The organism is Rhizobium bangladeshense (assembly GCF_001662075.1).
Classification (GTDB): domain Bacteria; phylum Pseudomonadota; class Alphaproteobacteria; order Rhizobiales; family Rhizobiaceae; genus Rhizobium; species Rhizobium bangladeshense_B.
On the sequence record NZ_LYPL01000001.1, the window covers coordinates 446,209 to 468,665 of the forward strand.

Sequence of the window (22,457 nt, forward strand, 5' to 3'; positions counted from 1 at the left end):
TTTCGTTATCGGCTCCGATTTCGACTGGAGGAAGCCTAACGCGACTGTGTCGCAGGAATGTCCCGGCAGAAGCTCGAACTGTAATGAAATGTATCGAGATGTCGCGGCTGCCGCGGAGTTGAACGCCGGAGACCGAGTGTGCGCCTTTGCGCGACTTGAGCCAAGCTTGGGCGCCAACTCAAGCGCGAGATACTTTCATCGTCTTCTGCCCGCAAAGGCATAGGAAAATGCGGCTACGGTTCCTTGGGAGCGATTCGCGATCAAGGAGAGACCGGATCCACTCGTCGCCCACGGCGCGATCGCGCGACCGCCGCTCTCAAGCTCCATCGTTTTGCTCTGCGTGTTCGCTCTGCCTCACCTTCAGCATAGAGCGGAAGCGAGATAACAGTTCGCAATCCATTGTCTCTTGAGACGAAGACGATGTCGCCGCCGTGCTGCCGGGCGACTGCTCTGGCAATTGCAAGGCCAAGCCCGATACCACCAGTCTGCTTATTTCGGGATGCTTCTAATCGGAAGAATGGCGCGAAGACCTTCTCTCTCATATCGTTGGGGATTCCTGGCCCGCGATCGTCGATGACAATATCCACGGTAGCTCCCGTTTGAAGAATGAATACCTTGGCTTCGCCGCCGTATCGGACTGCATTTTCGACGATGTTTCGAACCGCCCGTCTAAGTCCGTCCGGCCGACACCGATAAGTTATCTTGTCGGTGCGGACGAACGTCACCGGATGGCCCAGATCCTCCTGATCATCGCATATGCTGCCGACCAGTGCTTCCAGCTGAATCGGACGGGTTTCTTCCGCCGTGGACTCGCCCCGGGCGAACGAGATTGCGGCCTCAGTCATGTTCTGAAGCTCTTCGATGGTCGTCAACATTTTTCGCTGGATCTCTTCGTCTTTGACAAACTCTGCTCTCAAGCGCAGAGAGGTCAGCGGGGTGCGCAGGTCGTGACCGATCGCGGCCAGCATTTTTGTTCTGTCATCGATGAACCGATGCAGACGCGCCTGCATCTGGTTGAACGCGGAGGCCGTGCGCCGGACCTCTTCCGGGCCCTTTTCCTCCAAAGGGGGTAGGTTTTCGCCGCGACCGAGTGCCTCCGCAGCCCTGGCAAGGCTCTTAAGCGGGCGGGCGATGCGGTTTCCTATCAAAACCCCGATGATAGCAAGGACGACAGCGGTCAGAACAAGAGAACGCAATGACGTCGACGTCCACCAACTACCTTGCTTCATGTAGAAGGCCGAGTTGAGATATCTGCCGTCATCCAGTCTGACCACCATGCCGTATCCGCGAGCTCCGTCAAAATAGACGTATTTTACCGGCTGGGGCAGCGCCCATAGCTCTTGATCAGGAGTCTTCCAATCTTCGCCCTGATTGGAAGATGCAACCTTCTTGGCGTTGGGAATCCGTGCGACTGCTGTGCCACCTTCGAAAACCCGAACCAGATCAACATAGTTCTCAAGCGGTCGACCAAATTGCCGCACGGCCTCCAATCGCCACGCGGGCGCCTCTGCCGCCTCACCATCGCTGATCCAAAATCTTGAATCTCCGGTTTCGCTGGCCGTCAGCACCTGCTGTCGGAACTGTGGAGCAGCCGCATTGACAAGAAGGGTCATCGTGCGAGCACGACTGAAAAACTCGCTTTTCGCGGCGGCATCCAATGCCTTAGAATGCTCTTTCCACGATATTACAAACGTTATCGCCTGCGCGATCAGCAAAGCCGCAAGCGTAAAGCCGATGAACTGCGCAGCGAGGCTTCTCGTACAATTTCTTATCATTCCAAAGATACCTCTGCCGACAGGCTGTATCCGCCGCCCCAGTGCGTCTTGATGATCGTCGGATTTTTAGGATTGTCTTCGATTTTTTTCCTCAATCGGCTGACCTGGTTATCGATGCTGCGATCAAAGATGTCGGCAGTCCGACCGACGGTCAGGTCGAGAAGCTGTTCTCGGCTCAAGACAAGTCCAGGCCGCTCGATGAAGACTTTCAACAGGCGGAATTCCGCTGAACTGAGGGAAATTCCGACGCCGTCCTGACCGGAAATCTCTTGCCGCCCGAGATTGACGCGCCACGGTCCGACACGGACGTTCTTCGAGCTGGCAACGCTGACCTGCAAAGCGGGATTGCCGGATCTGCGCAACACCGCCCGAATGCGAGCCAGCAGCTCCCTGGGGTTGAAAGGCTTCACGATGTAATCGTCGGCGCCAAGTTCCAATCCGATGATCCTGTCCGTATCGTCCGCCATGGCCGTCAGGAAAATGATGGGAATGCCCGTCGATGCACGTAGTTGGCGGCATACCGAAAGCCCATCGTCACCAGGCATCATCACATCGAGGACGACCAGGTCAGCGGCCTGCTTCTCGAGCAGGCGTCGTAGTGCCGCGCCGCTTTCCACGGCACTGACTTTGTAGCCCTGCTGTTCAAGATATTGGCGAACGAGATCCCGTATATCGCCGTGATCATCAACAACCACTATGTGCGCGGTATCCTCCATCCTGGTATCCTCATTTCATCATGGACGATACATCAAAATAGCGGCCACTCGCAGCCGAAAAAGTGTATCAAAGTTTCACAGCTCGACGCCCGTCAAGAATGTGATCCGTACGGACATCGTTACGAAAGACGGCTTCACGGCACTTGCCGCCGAGGTCTTCGCCATGCTCAAGAAAGTTGGCCAGGACGCTGGTGCATGGGACCCACCTGCAAGTGAGGAAGACAGGCGGCCAGGATGACCGCCACGGTTAAAAAGCGCATGTCACAATAGGCTTGGATATTGATCCTATTCTGCCGGGACGTCCGCCGCCAACTGAGAATGGGGTGATCTCGGCGTTCTGATTCCGGCCAGCGCTCGTGTTGCGACGTAGAGTACGGGGATCAAGAATATGCCAAGGAGCGTAGCGGAAATCATCCCACCCATCACTCCGATGCCAATTGAATTTTGACTACCGGCGCCGGCGCCGGAGGCGGTTGCCAAGGGCAGGACCCCCAAGATGAAAGCGAAGGAGGTCATCAGGATCGGCCGCAGGCGTTGACGAGAAGCCTCGAGTGTCGCTTCAACAAGACCCTTGCCCTTCGATTCCTCCGCAGTCGCAAACTCGACGATCAGGATCGCGTTTTTTGCTGTGAGACCGATTGTCGTGAGTAGCCCAACCTTAAAGTAAACGTCGTTCAGCTGCCCAAATTGCGTCGCTGCGACCAGTGCTCCCAGAATGCCCACCGGAACTGAAAGCATGACGGAAAACGGTATCGTCCAGCTTTCATAAAGTGCAGCTAGGGCTAGGAAAACGACGAGTACAGAGACGATGTAAAGCTGAAGTGCCTGGTTTCCGGCAAGCCGTTCCTCAGCTGATAGACCGGTCCATTGGTGGGAGAACCCCGCTGGCAAATCATCGACCATGCGATCGATCTCCTGCATAGCTTGACCTGAGCTCACTCCGGTTGAGGGGGAACCCTGAAGCTGGACTGCTGAGACGCCGTTATATCGCTCCAGTCTCGGTGAGCCGAAGCCCCAGTGCCCGGTCGATAAGGACGACAGGGGGACCATTTCACCTAGATTATTGCGGATATGCCAACGCTCGAAATCCTCAGGCTGCATGCGAAATTCAGCATCAGACTGCACATACACGCGCTTTACGCGACCGCGATCCAGGAAGTCATTTACGTATGTGCCTCCCCAAGCCGAAGACAATGTCGTGTCGATATCCGAGAGGTTAATGCCCAATGCGCTCGCGCGGTCCCGATCGATGGAGACTGAATATTGGGGAGTGTCGTCCTGTCCGTTCGGACGTGTACCCGTCAATCGTTCGTTTCGCGTCGCGGCGCCCAATAATTGGTTTCGGGCTGCCATGAGGGCCTCGTGTCCCGCGTTCCCAGTGTCGCGGAGAAAGAGATCAAAGCCGCTATTGTTGCCGAAACCTGGGATAGCAGGAGGAGCAAGTGCGACCACGCGACCATCGGATATCTTCGCGAAAGCGGCCATAGCGCGTTGTGCAATCGCTGCCGCCGAGGATTCCGGGGTTTGCCTTTGCTCAAAGTCTTTAAGCGCCACAAACACGGTTGCCACGTTCTGCCCTTGCCCGCCAAAACTGAAGCCAACCGAGCCGAATATGCCCTCCACGTAGTCACGTTCGTTCGTCAGATAATGTTCGATCACCTGATCAAGGACTCGCCGAGTCCGGTCAGCCGTTGCGCCCGGTGGCAGCTGAACCGCGGTTACAAGGCGTCCTTGATCCTCCTCGGGCAGGAAAGCGGAAGGCAGCCTTGTGAACAAAACACCAACTGCAACCGAGATCACGATGATCATTACGACGCCAGCGGCAATGCGGCGAAGCAGGAGTGCGGTGGTACGCTGATAGACGTTCGTGAAGCTCAAGAAGCCTGCATTGAACCAGCGAAATGGTGCAGCCCTGGTTGATCCATGCGTCGGCCTGAGGAGCGATGCGCAGAGAGCTGGCGTGAGCACCAATGCAACAAGAACAGACAGGATCATCGCCGTGACAATAGTCACTGAAAACTGCCGGTAGATGATGCCGACGGAGCCGGAGAAGAAGGCCATTGGAATAAACACAGCGGCCAGAACGGTTGTTATCCCTATCAGGGCGCTGCTGATCTCGCCCATTGACTTGATCGTCGCCTCGCGTGGGCCGAGGTCCTCTTCCTCCATCACCCGCTCGACGTTCTCGACGACAACGATGGCGTCGTCCACCAGAAGGCCAATCGCCAACACCATTCCGAACATTGTCAGCGTGTTGATGGAATAGCCGAGTAGCCCCAGAACGGCGAACGTTCCGAGCAGCACAACAGGAATGGCCAACGTCGGAATGATCGTGGCCCTTATATTCTGCAAAAACACATACATGACGACGAAGACGAGAAGGACGGCTTCGATCAGGGTCACCACCACGCCCTCGATCGACAATCGGACGAAAGGCGATGTGTCGAATGGGTAATGGACTTCGACATTCGCAGGAAAATTCACCCGTTGCCGCTCGATCTCGGCGCGAATGCCCTCCGCCGTCTCCAGCGCATTCGCTCCGGACGTTAATCTGAAACCAATTCCTGCGGCTGGTTTGCCGCTGTACGTACTCGAGTTGGTGTAGCTCTCGGCTCCGAGTTCGACCGTTGCAACGTCATTAAGGCGGGTGACCGAGCCGTCTGCGGCGCTATCCAGAATGATTGCCTCGAACTGCTCGACGGTTTGCAAACGACTGCCTGCCGTGACCGTCGCATTGAGTTGCTGACCCCGGCGTTGCGGTAGAGCACCGAGCTGTCCAGCGGAAACCTGCGTGTTTTGCGCGCGTACAGCTTGTGTTACATCGCTCACCATCAAACCGTGCTGAGCCAACTTGTCGGGATCAATCCAAATCCGCATCGCGTAACGGTCCGATCCAAGCAGCCGTGCCTCCCCTACGCCTGGCACCCGTCTGAGCGTGTCCATGAGCGATGTATCGATGAAGTCGGCGATATCGTTGCCATTGAGACCGCCGTCGGTCGAGGCAAGGGCAGCAATCAGGAAGAAGCTCGCAGTCGACTTTGAGACTGTCAGTCCGCTATCGAGAACCTCCTGCGGCAAGCGCGCTTCAACGAGCTGAAGGTTGTTTTGAACCTGCATCTGCGCCACGTCAGGGTCGGCTTCGCTGGTAAAAGTCAGCGTGATCGAAGCCTCACCGGTCGCTGTAGAGTTCGATGAAATGTAATCGACGCTGTCGATCCCGGTCATCCCCTGCTCGATCACCTTCGTGACCGAGTCCTCAACTGTCCTGGCATCAGCTCCAGGATAATTTGCGGTGATGCGAACGGCAGTCGGCGCGATTTGGGGATATTGGGATATCGACAATGTCGGGATCGACAAAGCCCCCACCATCATGATCGCTATAGCAAGGACGAAGGCAAAGATAGGTCGTTCGATGAAAAAACGGGACATGGCCGGAATGATCCTACTGAAGCGACGGGGTCAGTGTGCCGGCGAGAGCCTGCGCCTCGCGTCTTGGCTCCGGCGATGACGCAGAAGCTTCCGCTGCATCTCGCACCTCACCCGTTTCATCTTCGACCACCACAACCTTCGTCCGGACCTGCTGTCCCACTCCGGCTCGCTGAAAACCCTCAACGATGACGCGATCTCCCTCGGCCACACCATCGGTGACGAGCCAGCTGTTTCCGATGGCGCGATCAACGCTGAGGACACGCTCTTCGACCTTCATCTCGTCGGTGACGAACTTAGCGGTGGCTTGTCCCCGCGGATTGCGGGAGACGGCTCGTTGCGGTACGAGGAAACTGTTTTCGACGAAGCCTTCTTCAATCAGTGCACGCACATACATGCCCGGCATCAAGATGCCGTTCGGGTTGGGGAAAACAGCACGCAACGAGACCATGCCTGTCGACTGCGAAACCGCCGACCCTAGAAACTGCAGCTTGCCGGGATGAGGGTAGCGCGAGCCGTCCTCGAGCTTGAGCTCGACCGTTACAAATTCGCCGTTTGATTTGACGCTGTTGGATGTGCGCGCCTTGTTCAGCGCCAAGAGGCTGGCACTTGAGCGCACAAGATCGACATTGATGATATCGTGCTGACGAATGACGGTCAGGGGCTGCGCCTGGTCCCGCGTGACAAGCGCGCCTTGCGTGACGTTAGAGGCATCCACACGCCCGGCGATTGGTGCCACAATCGTCGTATAGCCAAGTTCGATACGCGCCGTTTCCAATGCCGCTGCCGCCGCTGCGACGTCCGCCTCTGCTTGAAGCAACTGAGTGCGGGCCTCGTCCAGATCCTGCTGGCTGACAGCATCATTGATGCTCAGCCTTCGGTAACGATCAAACCTGGCGCGAGCGCTGGGGACAGCGCTCTCGGCCCGGCGTAGGGCAGCCTGTGCGTTTCGGTAGTTGGCTTCGAAGGACGTCGGGTCGAGTTCGTACAATATATCGCCAGCTTTGACGACGCTGCCTTCTTCAAACACACGGCGGCGGATGGTGCCGGTCACCCGGGGCCTGACCTCGGAGATGACATGGGCGCTTGTTCTTCCCGGCAATTCGCGCGTGAGCGTCACCACCTGCTGCTCCAGTGTCTGGACGCTTACTTGCGGCTCCTGGCCCGTTCCCGATTGCTGAGCCGCGACGTCAGCGTAAAAGGCAGCCACCACAAGGGCACCGCATAGACCAACGACCATTCGAAAGGAGACTTCTCGGTAACGTCGCATCATTTGAAACACCATCGTGCAAAAGGTCATTTGCGGCGGCAAAAACCCGCCAAACGCGCCCTGCGGACGTTCGGCGGAACTTAATGGGGAGTTGTCGTGCGGCTATGCCGCAAATCCCTCAAAATGTATCAATCTGTAATTCGCCCGTCGCATCGGGAGCTGGGGAAATTCGATGCGATGTCACACAGGGCACATCTAGCAACGCTTTCACTGACCTGTATTGTCATTTCGTAAGTGACGAAGGAGTTGGTCCGAAGTGCCGGATCGCTGTTGGGCAACTTGCAGGAGTTGTTGTGCCGCCTTGAGGGCGGCCTCATCATTCAAGCTGAGGTTGTTGTCCTCACAGAAGATGGTCAGAGCCCGTTTGGCCTCGCGGAGCTGCCAAAGTCCAAGAGACATTTTCTTTCTCCAGGTTGTTTCCTTCCTCGATAGTGGCATCGCGATGTCACCTGGATGTGCCGAAGATGTAACAAGTGATGCCGGACAGTGACCCTCCAGGCCAGGCGGAGGGCTTTTGACTCAGTCGCAGCGAAAACGAGGCAGGCGATGTGCGGTCTGTTGTTGACCGCTCGTCGGGTCGAGAGCACCTAGAGCTTTTCCGGGTTAGATTGAAGCATTCTGTTGGCTCAAACGGGGGCGGATGGTCGACCGGCTGGCGCGCGTCGTAGCCCAGCTCTACGGCCAAGCCGGCCGGCCGATCAGCCGGCCCCGTTTGAGCCAACCCTGCCGCAGATTTGCCCAGCAAATCTGCAAGACTTGAAAATCGCCGGACGCACTGATCGCTTCGCCATGGCGAAGCGGTGCGGCCGGTGGGCCGGGCATCTCTAGCCAGGATCAAAGGCGATCGGCTCGGACGTACCTAGGGGTATGCCCGTCGCCAATCGCCTTTGCCCTGACGAAACCCTGCTCCGGCAGAACGCTTCAATCTAACCCGGAAAAGCTCTAGCAGCGCGTCGTATCGCGCGGCGGTGAATGCGGCTTCCAGCCGCGTTCCTCTAGCGGCGCTATCTCCATTGCAAGCAAGAACACGTCCGTTATCTGTTCGCATTCCACTTGTAGCTTCTCAAGTGGTTGAGAAACGCGCGCATAGCTGCGCTCGGAAGATGGCGGTTGGGATAATACAAGAACCAGCTTGGCAAGACGGGACTCCAGTCGAGGAGCAGCTCAACTAGCGCTCCGCTCTCGATATGCGGCCTGGCATAGTCACTCAGAATATGGGCGATGCCCCTGCTGGCCAGAGCCGCTTGAAGCTCATTGTGTGCCGAACTGAGCGTCAGGCGCCCGGTCGGCGTAATGTCGAGTTCCTCGCCCTCACGGGCAAACCGCCATGTCACAAGTGTACCCCCCGGGAACTTTCGCCTTATGCAGTCATGGCCGACGAGGTCATGCGGCGCTCGCGGCATACCCTGTTGTTGAAGATAAGCCGGTGAGGCAACAATGGAATAGCGAAGAGATGGCCCGAGCGGTACTGCGATCATGTCATGAGCGAGCTGTTTGCCGAATCTCACCCCAGCATCGAAGCCCTGGTCGACGATATCGATCACCGCCGCATCACTGATGATCTCTATCTTCACCTGCGGGTGTTTTTCCATGAAATCGAATGCGAGAGGACAGAGAAGGTGATCGACGGCAGGCGCAGGCGCGTTGATGCGCAGAGTGCCTGAGGGGCTGTCTCTGAGTTCATCGACTTCGGCGATAGCGAGCTTGATGTCCATCAAAGCCGGGGTGAGGCGGTCCAAGAGACGCTGACCTGCTTCCGTTGGAGAAACGCTCCTCGTGGTCCGGTTGAGGAGGCGAATGCCGAGCGCTTCTTCCAGCGCATTGATTGTTTGGCTCAAGGCCGAAGAGGAGACGCCGCGTTCCAGGGCCGCGGCCCGAAATCCGCCGCAGCGCACGATCGCTACGAAAACATCAAAGCTATCCAGACGAAGCGGGATCATTGCGAAGCTGACCTTATCAAGCTGATCTGGATTGGATGACTTATCAGCGCGCAGCGCGGCTGTCATCATCGATCCTATTCAGTCCCAGCGCCGTCCTTTCGTGCGCAGCTGCTTTGGAAGGAAATACCGTGAACTCGTTTAGTCTCAACAGACGTGCTGTGATGCTCGCTGCGGCCGCTGGCGCAGCAGGCATGCTTCCAACGGGGATTGGTTTCGGAAGGGGCGCCGCAAACGCACAGACCGCAACCCGCCTCAGCGACAATGCCGGCCACTATCGCTTCCGCGTCGGAGAAATCAATGCAACGGTCCTGAGCGACGGCGTGATCGGCGGTCCGCCTCGAGTATACGCGAGTGATGCCCCGGAAGCAGAGCTCCAGGAGGTGTTACGACGCGCCTTTCTGCCCACCGACCATATGACACTCAACCTGAACACTCTTCTCATCGAAACCGCTGGCCGACGAATTCTCATAGAGGCGGGCGCCGGCGCGACCATGGGGCCGAAGGGCGGTCGCATCTTCGGGAACTTGGCAGCGATTGGACTCAAGCCAGAAGACATCGACGCCATCATCATTTCGCATACCCATCCGGACCATGTCGGCAATCTGAGATCCGCAGACGGCGGCAAGGCTTTTCCGCGTGCAACTGTCTTCCTGCCGAAGGCCGACTGGGATTTCTTTGTCGGGTCAGCTCCCGATCTGTCCTACATGCCGGTTCCCGAGGAGTTCCGTGTGCGCTTTGCAGCGGCCATCAAGAGCAGTCTTGAGCCAGTCGAGAAGGATGTGGAACTGTATGAGGCAGGGGCAGAAATCGTACCGGGCCTCACGACGATCGTCGCATCCGGCCACACGCCGGGCATGGCAACCTTCCTCATCCATTCCGGAAGCGATCAATTGTTGCTGACAGCGGATCTTGCCTATCACCCCGTCGTCAACGTCGACAATCCGTGGCGCCCCGGCCCCGATCGCGACAAGGAGATGGCACTGGCCTCTCGCCAGCGCATCTTCGACAGAGCGGTCGCCGACCGCATGCTCGTACTTGGGTTCCACTTTCCGTTCCCGGGCCTCGGCCGGATGCTCAAGACCGACGGCGGCTACGCCTGGATACCCGCCGTCTGGCAGTTTGACACTAACGCTTGAGTACCAGGAGATCTCAGATGGATGAGTCCAAGTTCAACAGACGTGGATTTCTCGGGGCAATGGGGGTAGCGGCAACAGGCCTGGCCTTGACCGCCCACAGCTCCGCGCAGGGGCAGGAGACTAGCTCTGCAGCGCCTGATAGGGTGTCAAATCCTGATCTCCTTACCCGCTCCTTGCCGCGCACCGGCGAAAAAGTCTCGGCCCTCGGCCTTGGCACGTTCCTCACCTTCGATCTTAAGCCGGGCGATCGCCGCGACGATCTCCGTCAGGTGTTCAAGCGATATGTTGAAGCTGGCGGCCGTGTCGTCGACACGTCTCCGCTCTACGGCTCCGCCGAAGTCAGCGTCGGCCAATTTATGGGAGAGACAGCGCACGCTGATCAGTTGTTCCTTGCCAACAAAGTCTGGTCGACGGGAGAGTATCTCGGCGACGAAAGCCATGCGCAGGAAAGCTTCAGGCAATCAAGGCTGCGGACATGGCGTAACACCATCAATCTCCTGCAGTGCCACAGCCTCACCAACGCGCCCGTCATCATTCCATTGATGAAGGCGTGGAAAAAAGAAGGCCTCATAAGACACGTTGGCGTGACCCATCACGAGTCTGCGGCGCAGGAACAATTGACAGCAATCGTGGAGCGCGACGATGTGGATTTCGTCCAGACGAACTACTCGATCTTCAATCGCGACGCCGAACGACGGCTGCTTTCTGTTGCGGCCGACAAGGGCGTCGCGGTGCTGGTCAACCTGCCGCTTGAAAAGGCGCGGCTGATGAAGGTGGTTGAAGGCCACCGTCTTCCAGATTTCGCGCAGGAATTCGGGGCGACAAGTTGGGCACAGTTCTTCCTGAAATGGGTCATGGCCAACCCCGCCGTCACGAGCGTTCTTTGCGGAACGTCAAACCCCGATCATATGAGCGATAACATTCAGGCGATGACCGGGCCCCTTCCGGACGACCGTATGCGCGAGCGCATGGTCGCACATATGGAAACGATCCCCGGCTTCTCTTCCATCGGCTCAATGCCGTGGTATCCGGGCAAAGAACAGATGTATTCGGGCCTCATAAGAGAAGCGCAGGCAAAGGCTGCGAGACGGCTACGGTAACCGAACCGAAGTCGCCCAACGCACCGGGCGCCTCAGGGCCTTGAAACCATTTTGCCCTCGACGGAACGAAAGGACGAGGGCCGATTTGGCAAATCGGCGTCGTTTGATTGTAAATCGCAGAAACTGGAGATGAACGATCGTCGTGAAGATCGGCTCGCTCGAGGTGATATCTTCATCACGACGCGGCCTGCCGGCCTACCCGTTTCCCGCGTCGTGATGAGCTTCCGGTGGGAAACCCGATCAATGAATTGCGGCGCTCTCCCTCGGCCGCCTTGAGAAGGTCACCGTGTGGAATGGCTGTCCGTCGGACCCGCAGACTTGCCCGGCCGAGCAGCACTTTCTTGGATTGATTCAGCAATCCACCCATCGCCTCTTCGGCCCGACGTCGACATGGACGATGCCGTTGCAATAGGTGCCGATGCCGCCGATGCCCGGCGCGCTTTTTGCGGCGGCAACGATGGTGCGCTCCGACAGGCCGGGCATCCTGATGTCGGCGGCCAGGCATTTACCATGCAGAGAGCCGTGGCGGCGGGGATGCGGCCTGTGACCCGACGTCACGATCGGGCGGCGGCCGGTCTTCGCGGCGATGTGGGAGAGGATGGCCCGCAAACGGGTGGGAAAACAGCCGGCGCGAACACTGACGGTCTGCACCGCGTAAGCGAGGCGCGCCTCGTGCCTGGTGAGATGCAGGGCTTGTCTCTTGAAGTCTTGACTGACGGCGATGGTTGCTGATTGTAGGGCGAAAAGGCCTGCCATGGCGAGCGAAGCGAGGTTCTGCATGGGTCCCTCCGGGCGGTTGGCGCGGCGACCATTGGGCCGCCAGCGCGGCCGAGGATTTTCAGTTCAATAAAAGCTTTTTTGTGAAATTTTATACTCAATTTTAGCTAAACATCCTGATCAATTTGGCTTAAAATCAGGGAAATTCCCGCCTCGAAATGGAATAAACATCCACCAGGAGATCGAATGACAGCCCAGTCCCTGTTCCTCGTCACCCTCGTCGTCGACGATTACGACCGCGCCAAGGCTTTCTATTGCGATGCCCTCGGCTTCGATTGCCTTCAGGACGAACAGCAGCCCGACGGCAAGCGCTGGGTGGTCGTGAAGCCGAAAGGCGGGGACGGCGCCGCCTTTCTGCTGGCGCAGGCAGCAAACGAGACGCAGCGCGCGGCGATCGGCAATCAGACGGGCGGTCGCGTCGGCTTCTTCCTGAAGACTGACGATTTCGCGCGCGACCACGCCGCAATGCTTGCGGCCGGCGTGCGCTTTCTAGAAGAGCCGCGCCATGAGGTTTACGGCACGGTCGCAGTCTTTGCGGATCCCTACGGCAACAGCTTCGATCTGATCCAGCATGCCGCAGGCTGAACCCCTTGATTGCGACGGGTTGCCCGTGCATAAGCCGCCGCGTTAGCAACACAGGCGAAGAAGCCCTGGGGCCCTCCACCAGCCTATTGAGGACGACATGAGCGAATTCAAGAAACTCGTATTCTCCGGCGTGCAGCCGACCGGCAATCTGCATCTTGGCAATTATCTCGGCGCGATCCGCCGCTTCGTGGCGCTGCAGGAAGGCAATGACTGCATCTATTGCGTCGTCGACATGCATGCGCTCACGGCGCAGCTCGTCCACGAGGACATGCCGGGCCAGACGCGCTCGATTGCCGCCGCCTTCATCGCCGCCGGCATCGATCCGGACAAACATATCGTCTTCAATCAGTCGGCCGTGCCGCAGCATGCGGAACTTGCCTGGATCTTCAATTGCGTCGCCCGCATCGGCTGGATGAACCGCATGACGCAGTTCAAGGACAAGGCCGGCAAGGACCGCGAGCAAGCCTCGCTCGGCCTCTACGCCTATCCGAGCCTGATGGCCGCCGACATTCTCGCCTACCGCGCCACGCATGTGCCGGTTGGTGAGGACCAGAAGCAGCATCTCGAGCTTGCCCGCGACATCGCCATGAAGTTCAACCTCGATTATGCCGAGCATATCAGCAGGACCGGCTACGGCGTCGACATCACCGTCGGCGACGAGCCGGTGCATGCTTATTTCCCGATGGTCGAACCGCTGATCGGCGGACCGGCACCGCGCGTCATGTCGCTGCGCGACGGCACCAAGAAAATGTCGAAATCGGATCCTTCGGACCTGTCGCGCATCAATCTGATGGATGACGAGGATGCGATCTCGAAGAAGATCCGCAAGGCAAAGACCGATCCGGACGGCTTGCCGAGCGAGGTCGACGGGCTGCAGGGCCGGCCGGAAGCCGACAATCTGGTGGCGATCTATGCCGCGCTTGCCGACAAGTCGAAATCGGAAGTGCTTGCCGAATTCGGCGGCCAGCAGTTCTCGGTCTTCAAGCCGGCGCTGGTCGATCTCGCCATCCAGGTGCTGGCGCCGATCACCGGCGAAATGCGCCGGCTGATGGACGATACCAGCCACATCGATGCGATCCTGCGCAAGGGCAGCGAACGCGCCCGGGCTCGCGCCGAGGTGACGATGAACCAGCTGCGGGACGTCATCGGTTTCCTGTATTAAGGCACATCTCCTCTCCCCCCGGTTGGGGGAAGAGGAGCAAAAACTGAGCTTGCAATTTTTCCCCTTCGGGTGTCAGAGTCCGCCGCATGGTATCGAAGCGACTCTCACGGCTCGAAGGTCATCGCCGCAAATTCATGGCGGTGATCGACGGTACACCCGAATGCCAACGCGCCGTTCATTATGCCGGCCGGCGCGCGAAGAATTCCAATGGCGGGCTGGTGCTGCTCTACGTCATTCCCGACGGGGATTTCCAGCAATGGCTGGGCGTCGAGGCGATCATGCGGGCGGAAGCCCGCGAAGAGGCCGAAGCGACCGTCGCCAAGATCGCCCAGATCGTGCGCGAGACGATCGGCATCGAGCCGGAAATCGTCATCCGCGAAGGCGGTGCGGCCGAACAGATCAACGCGGTGATTGAGGACGACCGCGATGTGGCGATCCTCGTTCTGGCCGCCGGTTCGGCGAAGGAAGGTCCGGGACCGCTGGTCTCGTCGATCGCCGGACGTGCGGCGGCGTTTCCGATTCCGGTGACCGTGCTGCCGGATACGCTGACGAACGAGGAAATTGACGCCCTCTGCTGAGCCTATTTCTTGAGTACAAGTCTCTTGATTAGATCCGGCAATGGGCCTATTTTCTTTTGAAGAATTCTAAAGACGGCTGAGGTCTTGGGCCCGCCGCATGGAGAGCCAGATGTTCATTCAGACCGAAGCCACGCCGAATCCCGCCACGCAGAAGTTCCTGCCGGGCAAGGTGGTCATGGAAAACGGCACCGCCGAATTCCGCAGCGCCGAGGAGGCGGAGGCCTCGCCGCTCGCCGCCCGGCTGTTCGAAATTCCTGGCGTCACCGGCGTCTATTTCGGTTACGACTTCATTTCCGTCTCCAAGGACAATGCCGAATGGCAGCATCTTAAGCCGGCTATCCTTGGCTCGATCATGGAGCATTTCATGTCCGGCAAGCCGGTCATGGGCGACGCGTCCATCCTTTCCGAAGACGCCGATGCCGGCGACGAATTCTTCGACGAAAGCGACGAATCGATCGTGCTGACCATCAAGGAACTTCTGGAGACCCGCGTGCGCCCGGCCGTCGCCCAGGATGGCGGCGACATCACCTTCCGCGGCTTCAAGGACGGCAAGGTCTATCTGAACATGAAAGGCTCCTGCTCCGGCTGCCCGTCTTCGACGGCGACGCTGAAGCACGGCGTCCAGAACCTGCTACGCCATTTCGTACCCGAAGTGCAGGAAGTGATTGCCGCTTGAAAATCTCGAATTCGTTCCGGCCGTTCATCTCTCATTCGGCCGGACGGGTTTATGGTTAGCGACAAGAGTTTATTCGGAAATTGATAGCATGATCGTTCTGGCGCTCGACACGGCAGGTGTAGATTGCTCTGCCGCCGTTTATGACAGCGGCAGGAATACGGTGCTGGGGGAGGCATCGGACATGATCGGCAAGGGGCATGCTGAACATCTGATCGATATCGTCGACCGTGCGCTGGCTCAGGCCGATATGACGCTTTCCCAGGTCGACCGCCTCGCCGTCACCATTGGCCCCGGCTCCTTTACCGGTATCCGCGTCGGCGTTGCCGCAGCGCGCGGTTTTGCGCTGTCCCTGCAAATCCCCGTCGTCGGCGTTACCACACTCGAAGTGATGGCGGCCGCAGAGCGTGAGAGGACGCCCGGCCGCGCGGTGCTTGCGGCCGTGGACGCCAAGCGGGACGAAATTTATCTCCAGTCCTTTGCGGCGGATGGTTCTCCGCTCGATGCGCCGCGGGCGGCAAGCGTCGCCGATGCCCAGGCTTTCGCCGCCGGCTTCGACGGCGAGATCACTGGCTCGGCAACGCCGCTCCTGAAGGCGGACGCGGGCGGCGACCATGCCAACGTGTTTCCGATTTCGGTAGTGGCGCGCCTCGGTGCTGCCGCCGCCGATGCCGGAAAGCCAAAGCCCCTTTATCTGCGCGGACCGGATGCCAAACCGCAGGCCGGATATGCGATTGCGCGACGAGTGTGACATGCTGGAAGCCTATCTGACGCTGAAGCCGGAATTCGAGATTATCGCCATGGAGCGCGAGGATTGCCGCGACGTCGCCATCCTGCATGGCGAGCGTTTCGCAAGGCCCTGGGGCGACGGCGAGTTCCACAGCCTGCTGTCGCAGGAGACCGTGTTCGGCTTCGTCGCGCGCCAGACCAATGCCATCCTGAAAAAGCCGCTGCCCGGCTTCATCCTTGCCCGCGAGGTCGCCGGCGAGGCGGAAATCCTGACGATCGCCGTGCAGGCCAAGGTCGCCCGTTCCGGGCTCGGCTGGCGGCTGATGCAGGCGGCGATGCGGGAGGCGCGCGCGCGCGGCGGCGAGAGCATGTTTCTCGAGGTCGACAACGGCAATACGGCCGCGCTCGGCCTCTACCGCAAGCTCGGCTTCGAGAAGGTCGGTGAGCGCCAAGGCTACTACAAGCAGGAAAACGGCGCCCTTTCCACGGCGCTTGTCATGAAGTGCGTTCTTCGGTAGTTCCGTGGCAGAGAGATGACAGGCCGGCCGGCGCGACGACCGTGCGGGCGTTGTCGAAACGCGAATATTTTTGAAGGCGGGCCATGCCTGATGTAGCCAAGACCCTTGAGGAGCTTTGCGCCGAACGCGGCATGCGCATGACCGAGCAGCGCCGCGTGATCGCGCGTATCCTGGAAGATTCGGCAGACCATCCCGACGTCGAAGAGCTCTACCGCCGCTCGGTGAAAGTCGATGCAAAAATCTCGATCTCGACCGTCTATCGCACCGTCAAACTGTTCGAGGATGCCGGCATCATCGCCCGCCACGACTTCCGCGACGGGCGCTCGCGCTACGAAACGGTGCCGGAAGAGCACCACGACCACCTCATCGACCTGAAAACCGGCACGGTCATCGAATTTCGCTCGCCGGAGATCGAGGCGCTGCAGGAACGCATCGCCCGCGAACACGGCTTCCAGCTGGTCGACCATCGCCTGGAGCTCTACGGCATTCCGTTGAAGAAGGACGATCTCTGAAGCAATGGCCGCCCGGGAGCAGCACCTTTGATCGCCTGGCTGCGCATTGCCTTGGCTGCGGCCGTCATCCTTGCCGTCAGCATCGTGCTCATACCGCTGCAGCTGCTGTCGCTGCGTTTCGACTGGCGGCTGCGCCGCCGGCTGCCGCGCGTCTGGCACCGTATCATCTGCTATTGCCTTGGCATCCGCGTGCGCGTCACCGGCAGGCTGGAAGATCGCCGGCCGCTGATGCTTTGCTCCAACCATTCGTCCTGGATGGATATCATGGTGATGTCGGCCGTGGCCGACGTCGCCTTCATCGCCAAGATCGAGGTGGCCGACTGGCCGATCTTCGGAACGCTCGCCAAGCTGCAGAAAAGCGTCTTCGTCGTGCGCGAGGAGAGGCGCAAAACCGGCCATCAGGCCAATGAGATCGCCGGGCGCATGGCCGACGGCGAAATCATCGTGCTTTTCCCGGAGGGCACGACCTCGGACGGCAACCGGCTGCTGGAGGTGAAATCCTCGCTGTTCGGCGCCGCCGCGATGGCCGTGCCCGCTTCGCCGACGGGGACAGTCGTGGTGCAACCGGTGGCGATCGCCTATACCCGGGTGCACGGCATTCCGATGGGACGCTATCACAGGCCGCTCGCCGCCTGGCCGGGTGATATTGAGCTCTTGCCGCACCTGATCGACATCGTCAGATGCGGCGCCCTCGACGCGGAGGTTTCCTTCGGCGAAGCGGTGGAATACCGCGCCGACACCAACCGCAAGGAGGTGAGCGCGACGATCGCCTCGCGCATCCGCAACCTCTTGAATAGCCGCCTGCGCGGGCGGGAAATTTCCTAAAGCGCGTCGCGATCTCTCAGATTCGCCCCCCGCGCTTTAGCTCCTTGTTCCTCGCATGTCGTTGCGCGGCTGCTAAAACAAGATTTTGATTTTCTCGGGCGGCAAAAACCACTACATAGCCGCCATGACACAGGACAGCGCCCTTCTCCAGGCCCCGGAGCCGACACTCCGCGACGGCTCCAACAGCCGCAAGGTCTTCATCAAGACCTATGGCTGCCAGATGAACGTCTATGATTCCACGCGCATGAGCGATGCGCTTGCCCGCGATGGTTACGAGCCGACGGAGGACATGGAAGAGGCCGACCTCGTCCTCCTCAACACCTGCCATATCCGCGAAAAGGCGGCCGAGAAGGTCTATTCCGCGCTCGGCCGGCTGCGCGAGATGAAGAAGAAGAAGGCAGCCGACGGAAGGGAGATGATGATCGGCGTTGCCGGCTGCGTCGCCCAGGCCGAAGGCGAGGAGATCCTGCGCCGCGCACCGGCCGTCGACGTTGTCATCGGTCCGCAGACCTATCATCGCCTGCCGGAAGCGCTGCGGCGGGCCAAACAGGGCCAGCGCGTCGTCGATACCGAATATGCGATCGAGGACAAGTTCGAACATCTGCCGATCGCCGAGAGCCGGAAGATCCGCGCCCGCGGCGTCACCGCGTTTCTGACGGTGCAGGAGGGCTGCGACAAGTTCTGCACCTTCTGCGTCGTGCCCTATACGCGCGGCTCGGAAGTGTCGCGGCCGGTTTCCCAGATCGTCGAGGAAGCCGAAAAGCTCGTCGAAGCCGGCGTGCGCGAGATCACCCTGCTCGGCCAGAATGTCAATGCCTGGCACGGCGCCGGGCCGAAGGTCGAGGCATGGAGCCTCGGCGACCTGCTCTATCGCCTTGCCGAGATCCCCGGCCTCGCCCGCCTGCGTTATACCACCAGCCATCCGCGCGACATGGACGACCGGCTGATCGAGGCCCACCGCGACTTGCGGGCGCTAATGCCCTATCTGCACCTGCCGGTGCAATCGGGCTCGGACCGCATCCTGAAAGCGATGAACCGGCGCCATACGGCCGCCGAATATCTGACGCTGATCGAACGCATCCGCACGGTGCGGCCCGACATCGCGCTGTCGGGCGATTTCATCACCGGCTTTCCGGGGGAGACAGACGCGGATTTTGAGGATACACTGAGACTTGTAGAGGAGGTGCGCTACGCGCAGGCCTTCTCGTTCAAATACTCGACACGGCCGGGCACACCCGGTGCGGAACTGAAGGACCAGGTGCCGGAAGAAATCAAGGCAGAACGGCTGGAACGCCTGCAAGCGCTTCTTTTGAAGCAGCAGCAGGAATTTGCCGAATCCTGCATCGGCAAGGAGATCGATCTGCTGCTCGAAAAGCCCGGCCGCATGCCCGGCCAGCTGATCGGACGTTCTCCCTGGCTTCAATCCGTGAATGTTGATGCAAAAGCATCGCAAATCGGTGACATTATTAAAGTGCGAATCACCGGAACCGGAACGAACAGCCTGTTTGCCGAACGCGCAGAGGCTGCGGTCTAACCCAAGGAGCCCGACCGCTTGAACGGACAAGAATTGGTTTCTTCTTCACCGCGCCACCCCCGCACGCCGAGCGACACCAATCACTTCGTCCTGACGTTCGAGAACAATCGGTTCGCCAGTGAGCTCTTCGGTCAATTCGACCAGAACCTCAAGCTGCTCGAGGAGCGGCTCAACATCGATGCGCGGGCGCGCGGCAATTCCGTCGTCATATCAGGCGATGTCGTGACCACCAACCAGGCACGGCGCACGCTCGACTATCTCTATGAAAAGCTTCAGAAAGGCGGCAGCGTGGAACGATCCGACGTCGAGGGCGCAATCCGCATGGCGGTCGCCGCCGACGACCAGCTCAGCCTGCCCACAATGGAGCGCAAGGCCAAGCTGACGATGGCGCAGGTCTCCACCCGCAAGAAGACGATCATCGCCCGCACACCGACCCAGGACGCCTATATCAGGGCGCTGGAACGCTCTGAACTGGTCTTCGGCGTCGGCCCGGCCGGCACCGGCAAGACCTATCTCGCCGTCGCCCATGCCGCCCAGCTGCTGGAACGCGGCGCCGTCGAAAAGATCATCCTGTCGCGTCCGGCCGTCGAGGCCGGTGAGCGCCTGGGCTTCCTGCCCGGCGACATGAAGGAAAAGGTCGATCCCTATCTTCGCCCGCTCTATGACGCACTTTACGACATGATCCCCGCCGACAAGGTCGACCGGGCGATCACCGCCGGCGTCATCGAGATCGCGCCGCTCGCCTTCATGCGCGGCCGTACGCTGGCCAATGCCGCGATCATCCTCGACGAAGCGCAGAATACGACGTCGATGCAGATGAAGATGTTCCTGACGCGTCTCGGCGAGAATGCCCGCATGATCGTCACCGGCGACCCGAGCCAGATCGACCTGCCGCGCGGCGTCAAATCCGGCCTGGTCGAGGCCCTGCAGCTGCTGAACGGCGTCGAGGGCATCTCGATCGTGCGCTTCAAGGATACCGACGTCGTGCGTCATCCGTTGGTCGGGCGCATCGTCAGGGCCTATGATTCCACCTATGCCGTCGATGCTGCTGAAGACGTCAGCCGGCAGGACTAATGGCCGAGCTCGACATCCAGATCAGCATCGAGAATATCGGCTGGCCCGAGGAAGAGACGCTGCTGGCTTTTTGCGGCCGCGTGCTCGGGGCAGCGGCGGTCTATCTCCGCGACAGCGAACGGCAGCCCTTCCCGACGATACCGCCCGAGGTTTCGCTGGTCTTTACCGACGACGCCTCGATCCAGGACATCAACGCCGAGTGGCGCGGCAAGGACAAGGCGACCAACGTGCTCTCCTTTCCGGCCTTTCCGGTTCAGCCGGGAAAAATGCCCGGCCCGATGCTCGGCGATATCATCATCGCCCGGGAGACGGTGGAGCGGGAGGCCCATGAGCTCGAAAAGAGTTTCGACGACCACCTGACCCATCTTCTGGTGCACGGTTTCTTGCATCTTCTCGGCTACGACCATATGAATAGTACCGAAGCCGAAATTATGGAGGGGCTGGAGACTCGCATTTTGGCGCAGCTCGGCCTATCTGATCCTTACGAGGGTCAAGACCTTAAAATGGAACCATGAGCGACTTTACGACGAAGCCGGCGGCAGACGCCAAGGACTCCGAGTCATCCTCCTCTTCGGACGAGGCGGGCAGTAGTAGTCGGCCATCCGGCCGATCCCAATCCTTCTGGTCGCGCGCCGCGCGCATTCTCCGCCCGCAGCAGGGCTCGCGGCTGCGCGAGGATCTGGCCGACGCGCTGATGACCGACGCGGCCGGCGACGACGCTTTTTCGCCGGACGAGCGGGCGATGCTGCACAATATACTGCGTTTCCGCGAAGTGCGCGTCGCCGACGTGATGGTGCCGCGCGCCGATATCGAGGCCGTCGACCAGAACATCACCATCGGCGAGCTGATGATCCTGTTCGAGGAATCCGGCCGCTCGCGCATGCCCGTCTATGCCGATACGCTCGACGATCCGCGCGGCATGGTGCATATCCGCGACCTGCTCTCCTATGTCGCCAAGCAGGCGCGCAACAAGCGCCGCGGCCCGACGAAACCTTCGGTCGCCGCGCCGGCGATCGAGGTTGCGCCTGAGAATATCCAGAAGCCGCCGCGTTCGGCCAAGTCGAATTTCGATCTCGCCCGCGTCGACCTGCAGAAGACGTTGGCCGAGGCCGGCATCATTCGCAAGATCCTGTTCGTGCCGCCGTCGATGCTGGCCTCGGACCTGCTGCGCCGCATGCAGGTGAACCGCACGCAGATGGCGCTCGTCATCGACGAATATGGCGGCACCGACGGTCTCGCCTCGCATGAGGACATCGTCGAAATGGTGGTGGGCGACATCGACGACGAACATGATGACGAAGAGGTGATGTTTAAACGCGTTGCCGAAGACGTCTTCATAGCCGACGCCCGCGTCGAGCTGGAAGAGATCGCCGAAGCGATCGGGCCGGATTTCGACATCAGCGAGCAGGTCGACGAAGTCGATACGCTGGGCGGATTGATCTTCTCGGCCCTCGGTCGCATTCCGGTGCGGGGCGAGGTCGTTCAGGCGCTGCCGAATTTCGAATTCCACATCCTCGACGCGGATCCGCGCCGTATCAAACGGCTGCGCATCACCCGCAAGCGCCACGCGATCCGCCGCCGCGCCAAAGAGGCCGGCGACATCACGCCCGGCTCCGAGACCGGCGACGACCGGCCGGCCGAATCGACCGCCAACTAGTCCCTTGCTTGACCATGTTGTCAGGAACGGCTGCACGGCTCCTGACGACAGGCATTAGAGCTTTTCCGGGTTAGATTGAAGCATTCTGTTGGCTCAAACGGAGTCGGATGGTCGACCGGCCGGCGCGCGTCGTAGCCTGGCTCTACGGCCAAGCCGGCCGGCCGGTTTCAGCCAACCCTGCCGCAGATTTGCCCGGCAAATCTGCAAGACTTGAAAATCGCCGGACGCACTGATGGCTTCGCCATGGCGAAGCGGTGCGGCCGGTGGGCCGGGCATCTCTAGCCAGGATCACAGGCGATCGGCTCGGACGTACCTAGGGGTATGCCCGTCGCCAATCGCCTTTGCCCTGACGAAAACCTGCTCCTCCGGCAGAACGCTTCAATCTAACCCGGAAAAGCTCTAAAGCGTGTCGCGATCTTTCAGATTCGCTCCTTGCGCTTTAATTTAACTCTTTGTTTTTGCGCATGTCG

21 protein-coding genes are annotated in these 22,457 nt (G+C 59.9%); 14 read left to right on the forward strand and 7 right to left on the reverse strand.

The features are described from left to right. Positions 1-260: 260 nt before the first annotated feature. The 6 genes from A7X77_RS02165 to A7X77_RS02190 all read right to left on the reverse strand — a co-directional run bounded on the left by A7X77_RS02165 (position 261) and on the right by A7X77_RS02190 (position 9,193). Positions 261-1,775, reverse strand: coding sequence for an ATP-binding protein (locus A7X77_RS02165; RefSeq protein WP_064681366.1), 1,515 nt, complete (start codon positions 1,773-1,775; stop codon positions 261-263). Further along, positions 1,772-2,491 (reverse strand): response regulator, encoded by a 720-nt coding sequence (locus A7X77_RS02170; protein ID WP_064681367.1) that lies wholly within the window; start codon positions 2,489-2,491, stop codon positions 1,772-1,774. The genes A7X77_RS02165 and A7X77_RS02170 overlap by 4 nt, the downstream gene beginning before the upstream one ends. A 285-nt stretch (positions 2,492-2,776) precedes the next feature. Further along, positions 2,777-5,920, reverse strand: coding sequence for an efflux RND transporter permease subunit (locus A7X77_RS02175; protein ID WP_064681368.1), 3,144 nt, complete (start codon positions 5,918-5,920; stop codon positions 2,777-2,779). Between the two features lie 13 nt (positions 5,921-5,933). Then, positions 5,934-7,190, reverse strand: coding sequence for an efflux RND transporter periplasmic adaptor subunit (locus tag A7X77_RS02180; RefSeq protein WP_082928757.1), 1,257 nt, complete (start codon positions 7,188-7,190; stop codon positions 5,934-5,936). 204 nt (positions 7,191-7,394) lie between these two features. Next, a complete protein-coding gene (locus A7X77_RS02185) occupies positions 7,395-7,586 on the reverse strand; it encodes a hypothetical protein (protein WP_064681370.1) in 192 nt (63 codons plus the stop codon). A 635-nt stretch (positions 7,587-8,221) separates the two neighbouring features. Then, on the reverse strand, positions 8,222-9,193 hold the full coding sequence (locus A7X77_RS02190) for a LysR family transcriptional regulator (protein ID WP_082928758.1): 972 nt from the start codon (positions 9,191-9,193) through the stop codon (positions 8,222-8,224). A gap of 95 nt (positions 9,194-9,288) precedes the next feature. Between A7X77_RS02190 and A7X77_RS02195 the strand changes: the two genes are divergently transcribed. Together A7X77_RS02195 and A7X77_RS02200 are read left to right on the forward strand one after the other, a co-directional pair. After that, a complete protein-coding gene (locus tag A7X77_RS02195) occupies positions 9,289-10,263 on the forward strand; it encodes an MBL fold metallo-hydrolase (RefSeq protein ID WP_197486780.1) in 975 nt (324 codons plus the stop codon). Positions 10,264-10,280: 17 nt separating this feature from the next. After that, positions 10,281-11,363, forward strand: a complete 1,083-nt coding sequence (locus tag A7X77_RS02200; protein ID WP_064681372.1) for an aldo/keto reductase — start codon at positions 10,281-10,283, stop codon at positions 11,361-11,363. Positions 11,364-11,714: 351 nt separating this feature from the next. Here the strand turns inward: A7X77_RS02200 and A7X77_RS02205 are convergent, their stop codons facing one another. After that, entirely contained in the window at positions 11,715-12,143 is a 429-nt protein-coding gene (locus tag A7X77_RS02205; RefSeq protein WP_064681373.1) for a YcbK family protein, read from the reverse strand. A gap of 183 nt (positions 12,144-12,326) precedes the next feature. On the opposite strand from A7X77_RS02205, the gene A7X77_RS02210 reads away from it, so the two are divergent. From A7X77_RS02210 to A7X77_RS02265, 12 genes are all read left to right on the forward strand, one after another. Then, positions 12,327-12,725, forward strand: a complete 399-nt coding sequence (locus tag A7X77_RS02210) for a VOC family protein (RefSeq protein WP_064681374.1) — start codon at positions 12,327-12,329, stop codon at positions 12,723-12,725. Positions 12,726-12,822: 97 nt separating this feature from the next. Then, on the forward strand, positions 12,823-13,887 hold the full coding sequence (gene trpS, locus A7X77_RS02215; RefSeq protein ID WP_064681375.1) for a tryptophan--tRNA ligase: 1,065 nt from the start codon (positions 12,823-12,825) through the stop codon (positions 13,885-13,887). Between the two features lie 86 nt (positions 13,888-13,973). After that, positions 13,974-14,465: a universal stress protein gene (locus A7X77_RS02220; RefSeq protein ID WP_010027937.1), complete on the forward strand. Its 492-nt coding sequence runs from the start codon at positions 13,974-13,976 to the stop codon at positions 14,463-14,465. Positions 14,466-14,574: 109 nt separating this feature from the next. After that, the gene (locus A7X77_RS02225) at positions 14,575-15,141 is read left to right on the forward strand and encodes a NifU family protein (protein ID WP_064681376.1); all 567 of its coding nucleotides are present in this window, start codon (positions 14,575-14,577) and stop codon (positions 15,139-15,141) included. A gap of 88 nt (positions 15,142-15,229) precedes the next feature. After that, the gene (gene tsaB / locus A7X77_RS02230; protein WP_064681377.1) at positions 15,230-15,889 is read left to right on the forward strand and encodes a tRNA (adenosine(37)-N6)-threonylcarbamoyltransferase complex dimerization subunit type 1 TsaB; all 660 of its coding nucleotides are present in this window, start codon (positions 15,230-15,232) and stop codon (positions 15,887-15,889) included. Position 15,890: 1 nt separating this feature from the next. Then, complete coding sequence (locus A7X77_RS02235; RefSeq protein ID WP_064681378.1) at positions 15,891-16,385, forward strand: GNAT family N-acetyltransferase; 495 nt, start codon at positions 15,891-15,893, stop codon at positions 16,383-16,385. 83 nt (positions 16,386-16,468) lie between these two features. Beyond that, positions 16,469-16,897 (forward strand): Fur family transcriptional regulator, encoded by a 429-nt coding sequence (locus A7X77_RS02240; protein WP_010028198.1) that lies wholly within the window; start codon positions 16,469-16,471, stop codon positions 16,895-16,897. Between the two features lie 27 nt (positions 16,898-16,924). After that, complete coding sequence (locus A7X77_RS02245) at positions 16,925-17,722, forward strand: lysophospholipid acyltransferase family protein (RefSeq protein WP_064681379.1); 798 nt, start codon at positions 16,925-16,927, stop codon at positions 17,720-17,722. A gap of 124 nt (positions 17,723-17,846) precedes the next feature. After that, a complete protein-coding gene (miaB, locus tag A7X77_RS02250) occupies positions 17,847-19,256 on the forward strand; it encodes a tRNA (N6-isopentenyl adenosine(37)-C2)-methylthiotransferase MiaB (RefSeq protein WP_064681380.1) in 1,410 nt (469 codons plus the stop codon). A gap of 18 nt (positions 19,257-19,274) precedes the next feature. Continuing rightward, the gene (locus A7X77_RS02255) at positions 19,275-20,330 is read left to right on the forward strand and encodes a PhoH family protein (RefSeq protein WP_064681381.1); all 1,056 of its coding nucleotides are present in this window, start codon (positions 19,275-19,277) and stop codon (positions 20,328-20,330) included. Beyond that, positions 20,330-20,845 (forward strand): rRNA maturation RNase YbeY, encoded by a 516-nt coding sequence (gene ybeY, locus A7X77_RS02260; protein ID WP_064681382.1) that lies wholly within the window; start codon positions 20,330-20,332, stop codon positions 20,843-20,845. The genes A7X77_RS02255 and ybeY overlap by 1 nt, the downstream gene beginning before the upstream one ends. Beyond that, the gene (locus A7X77_RS02265; protein ID WP_064681383.1) at positions 20,842-21,987 is read left to right on the forward strand and encodes a hemolysin family protein; all 1,146 of its coding nucleotides are present in this window, start codon (positions 20,842-20,844) and stop codon (positions 21,985-21,987) included. The genes ybeY and A7X77_RS02265 overlap by 4 nt, the downstream gene beginning before the upstream one ends. The last annotated feature ends 470 nt before the right edge of the window (positions 21,988-22,457 follow it).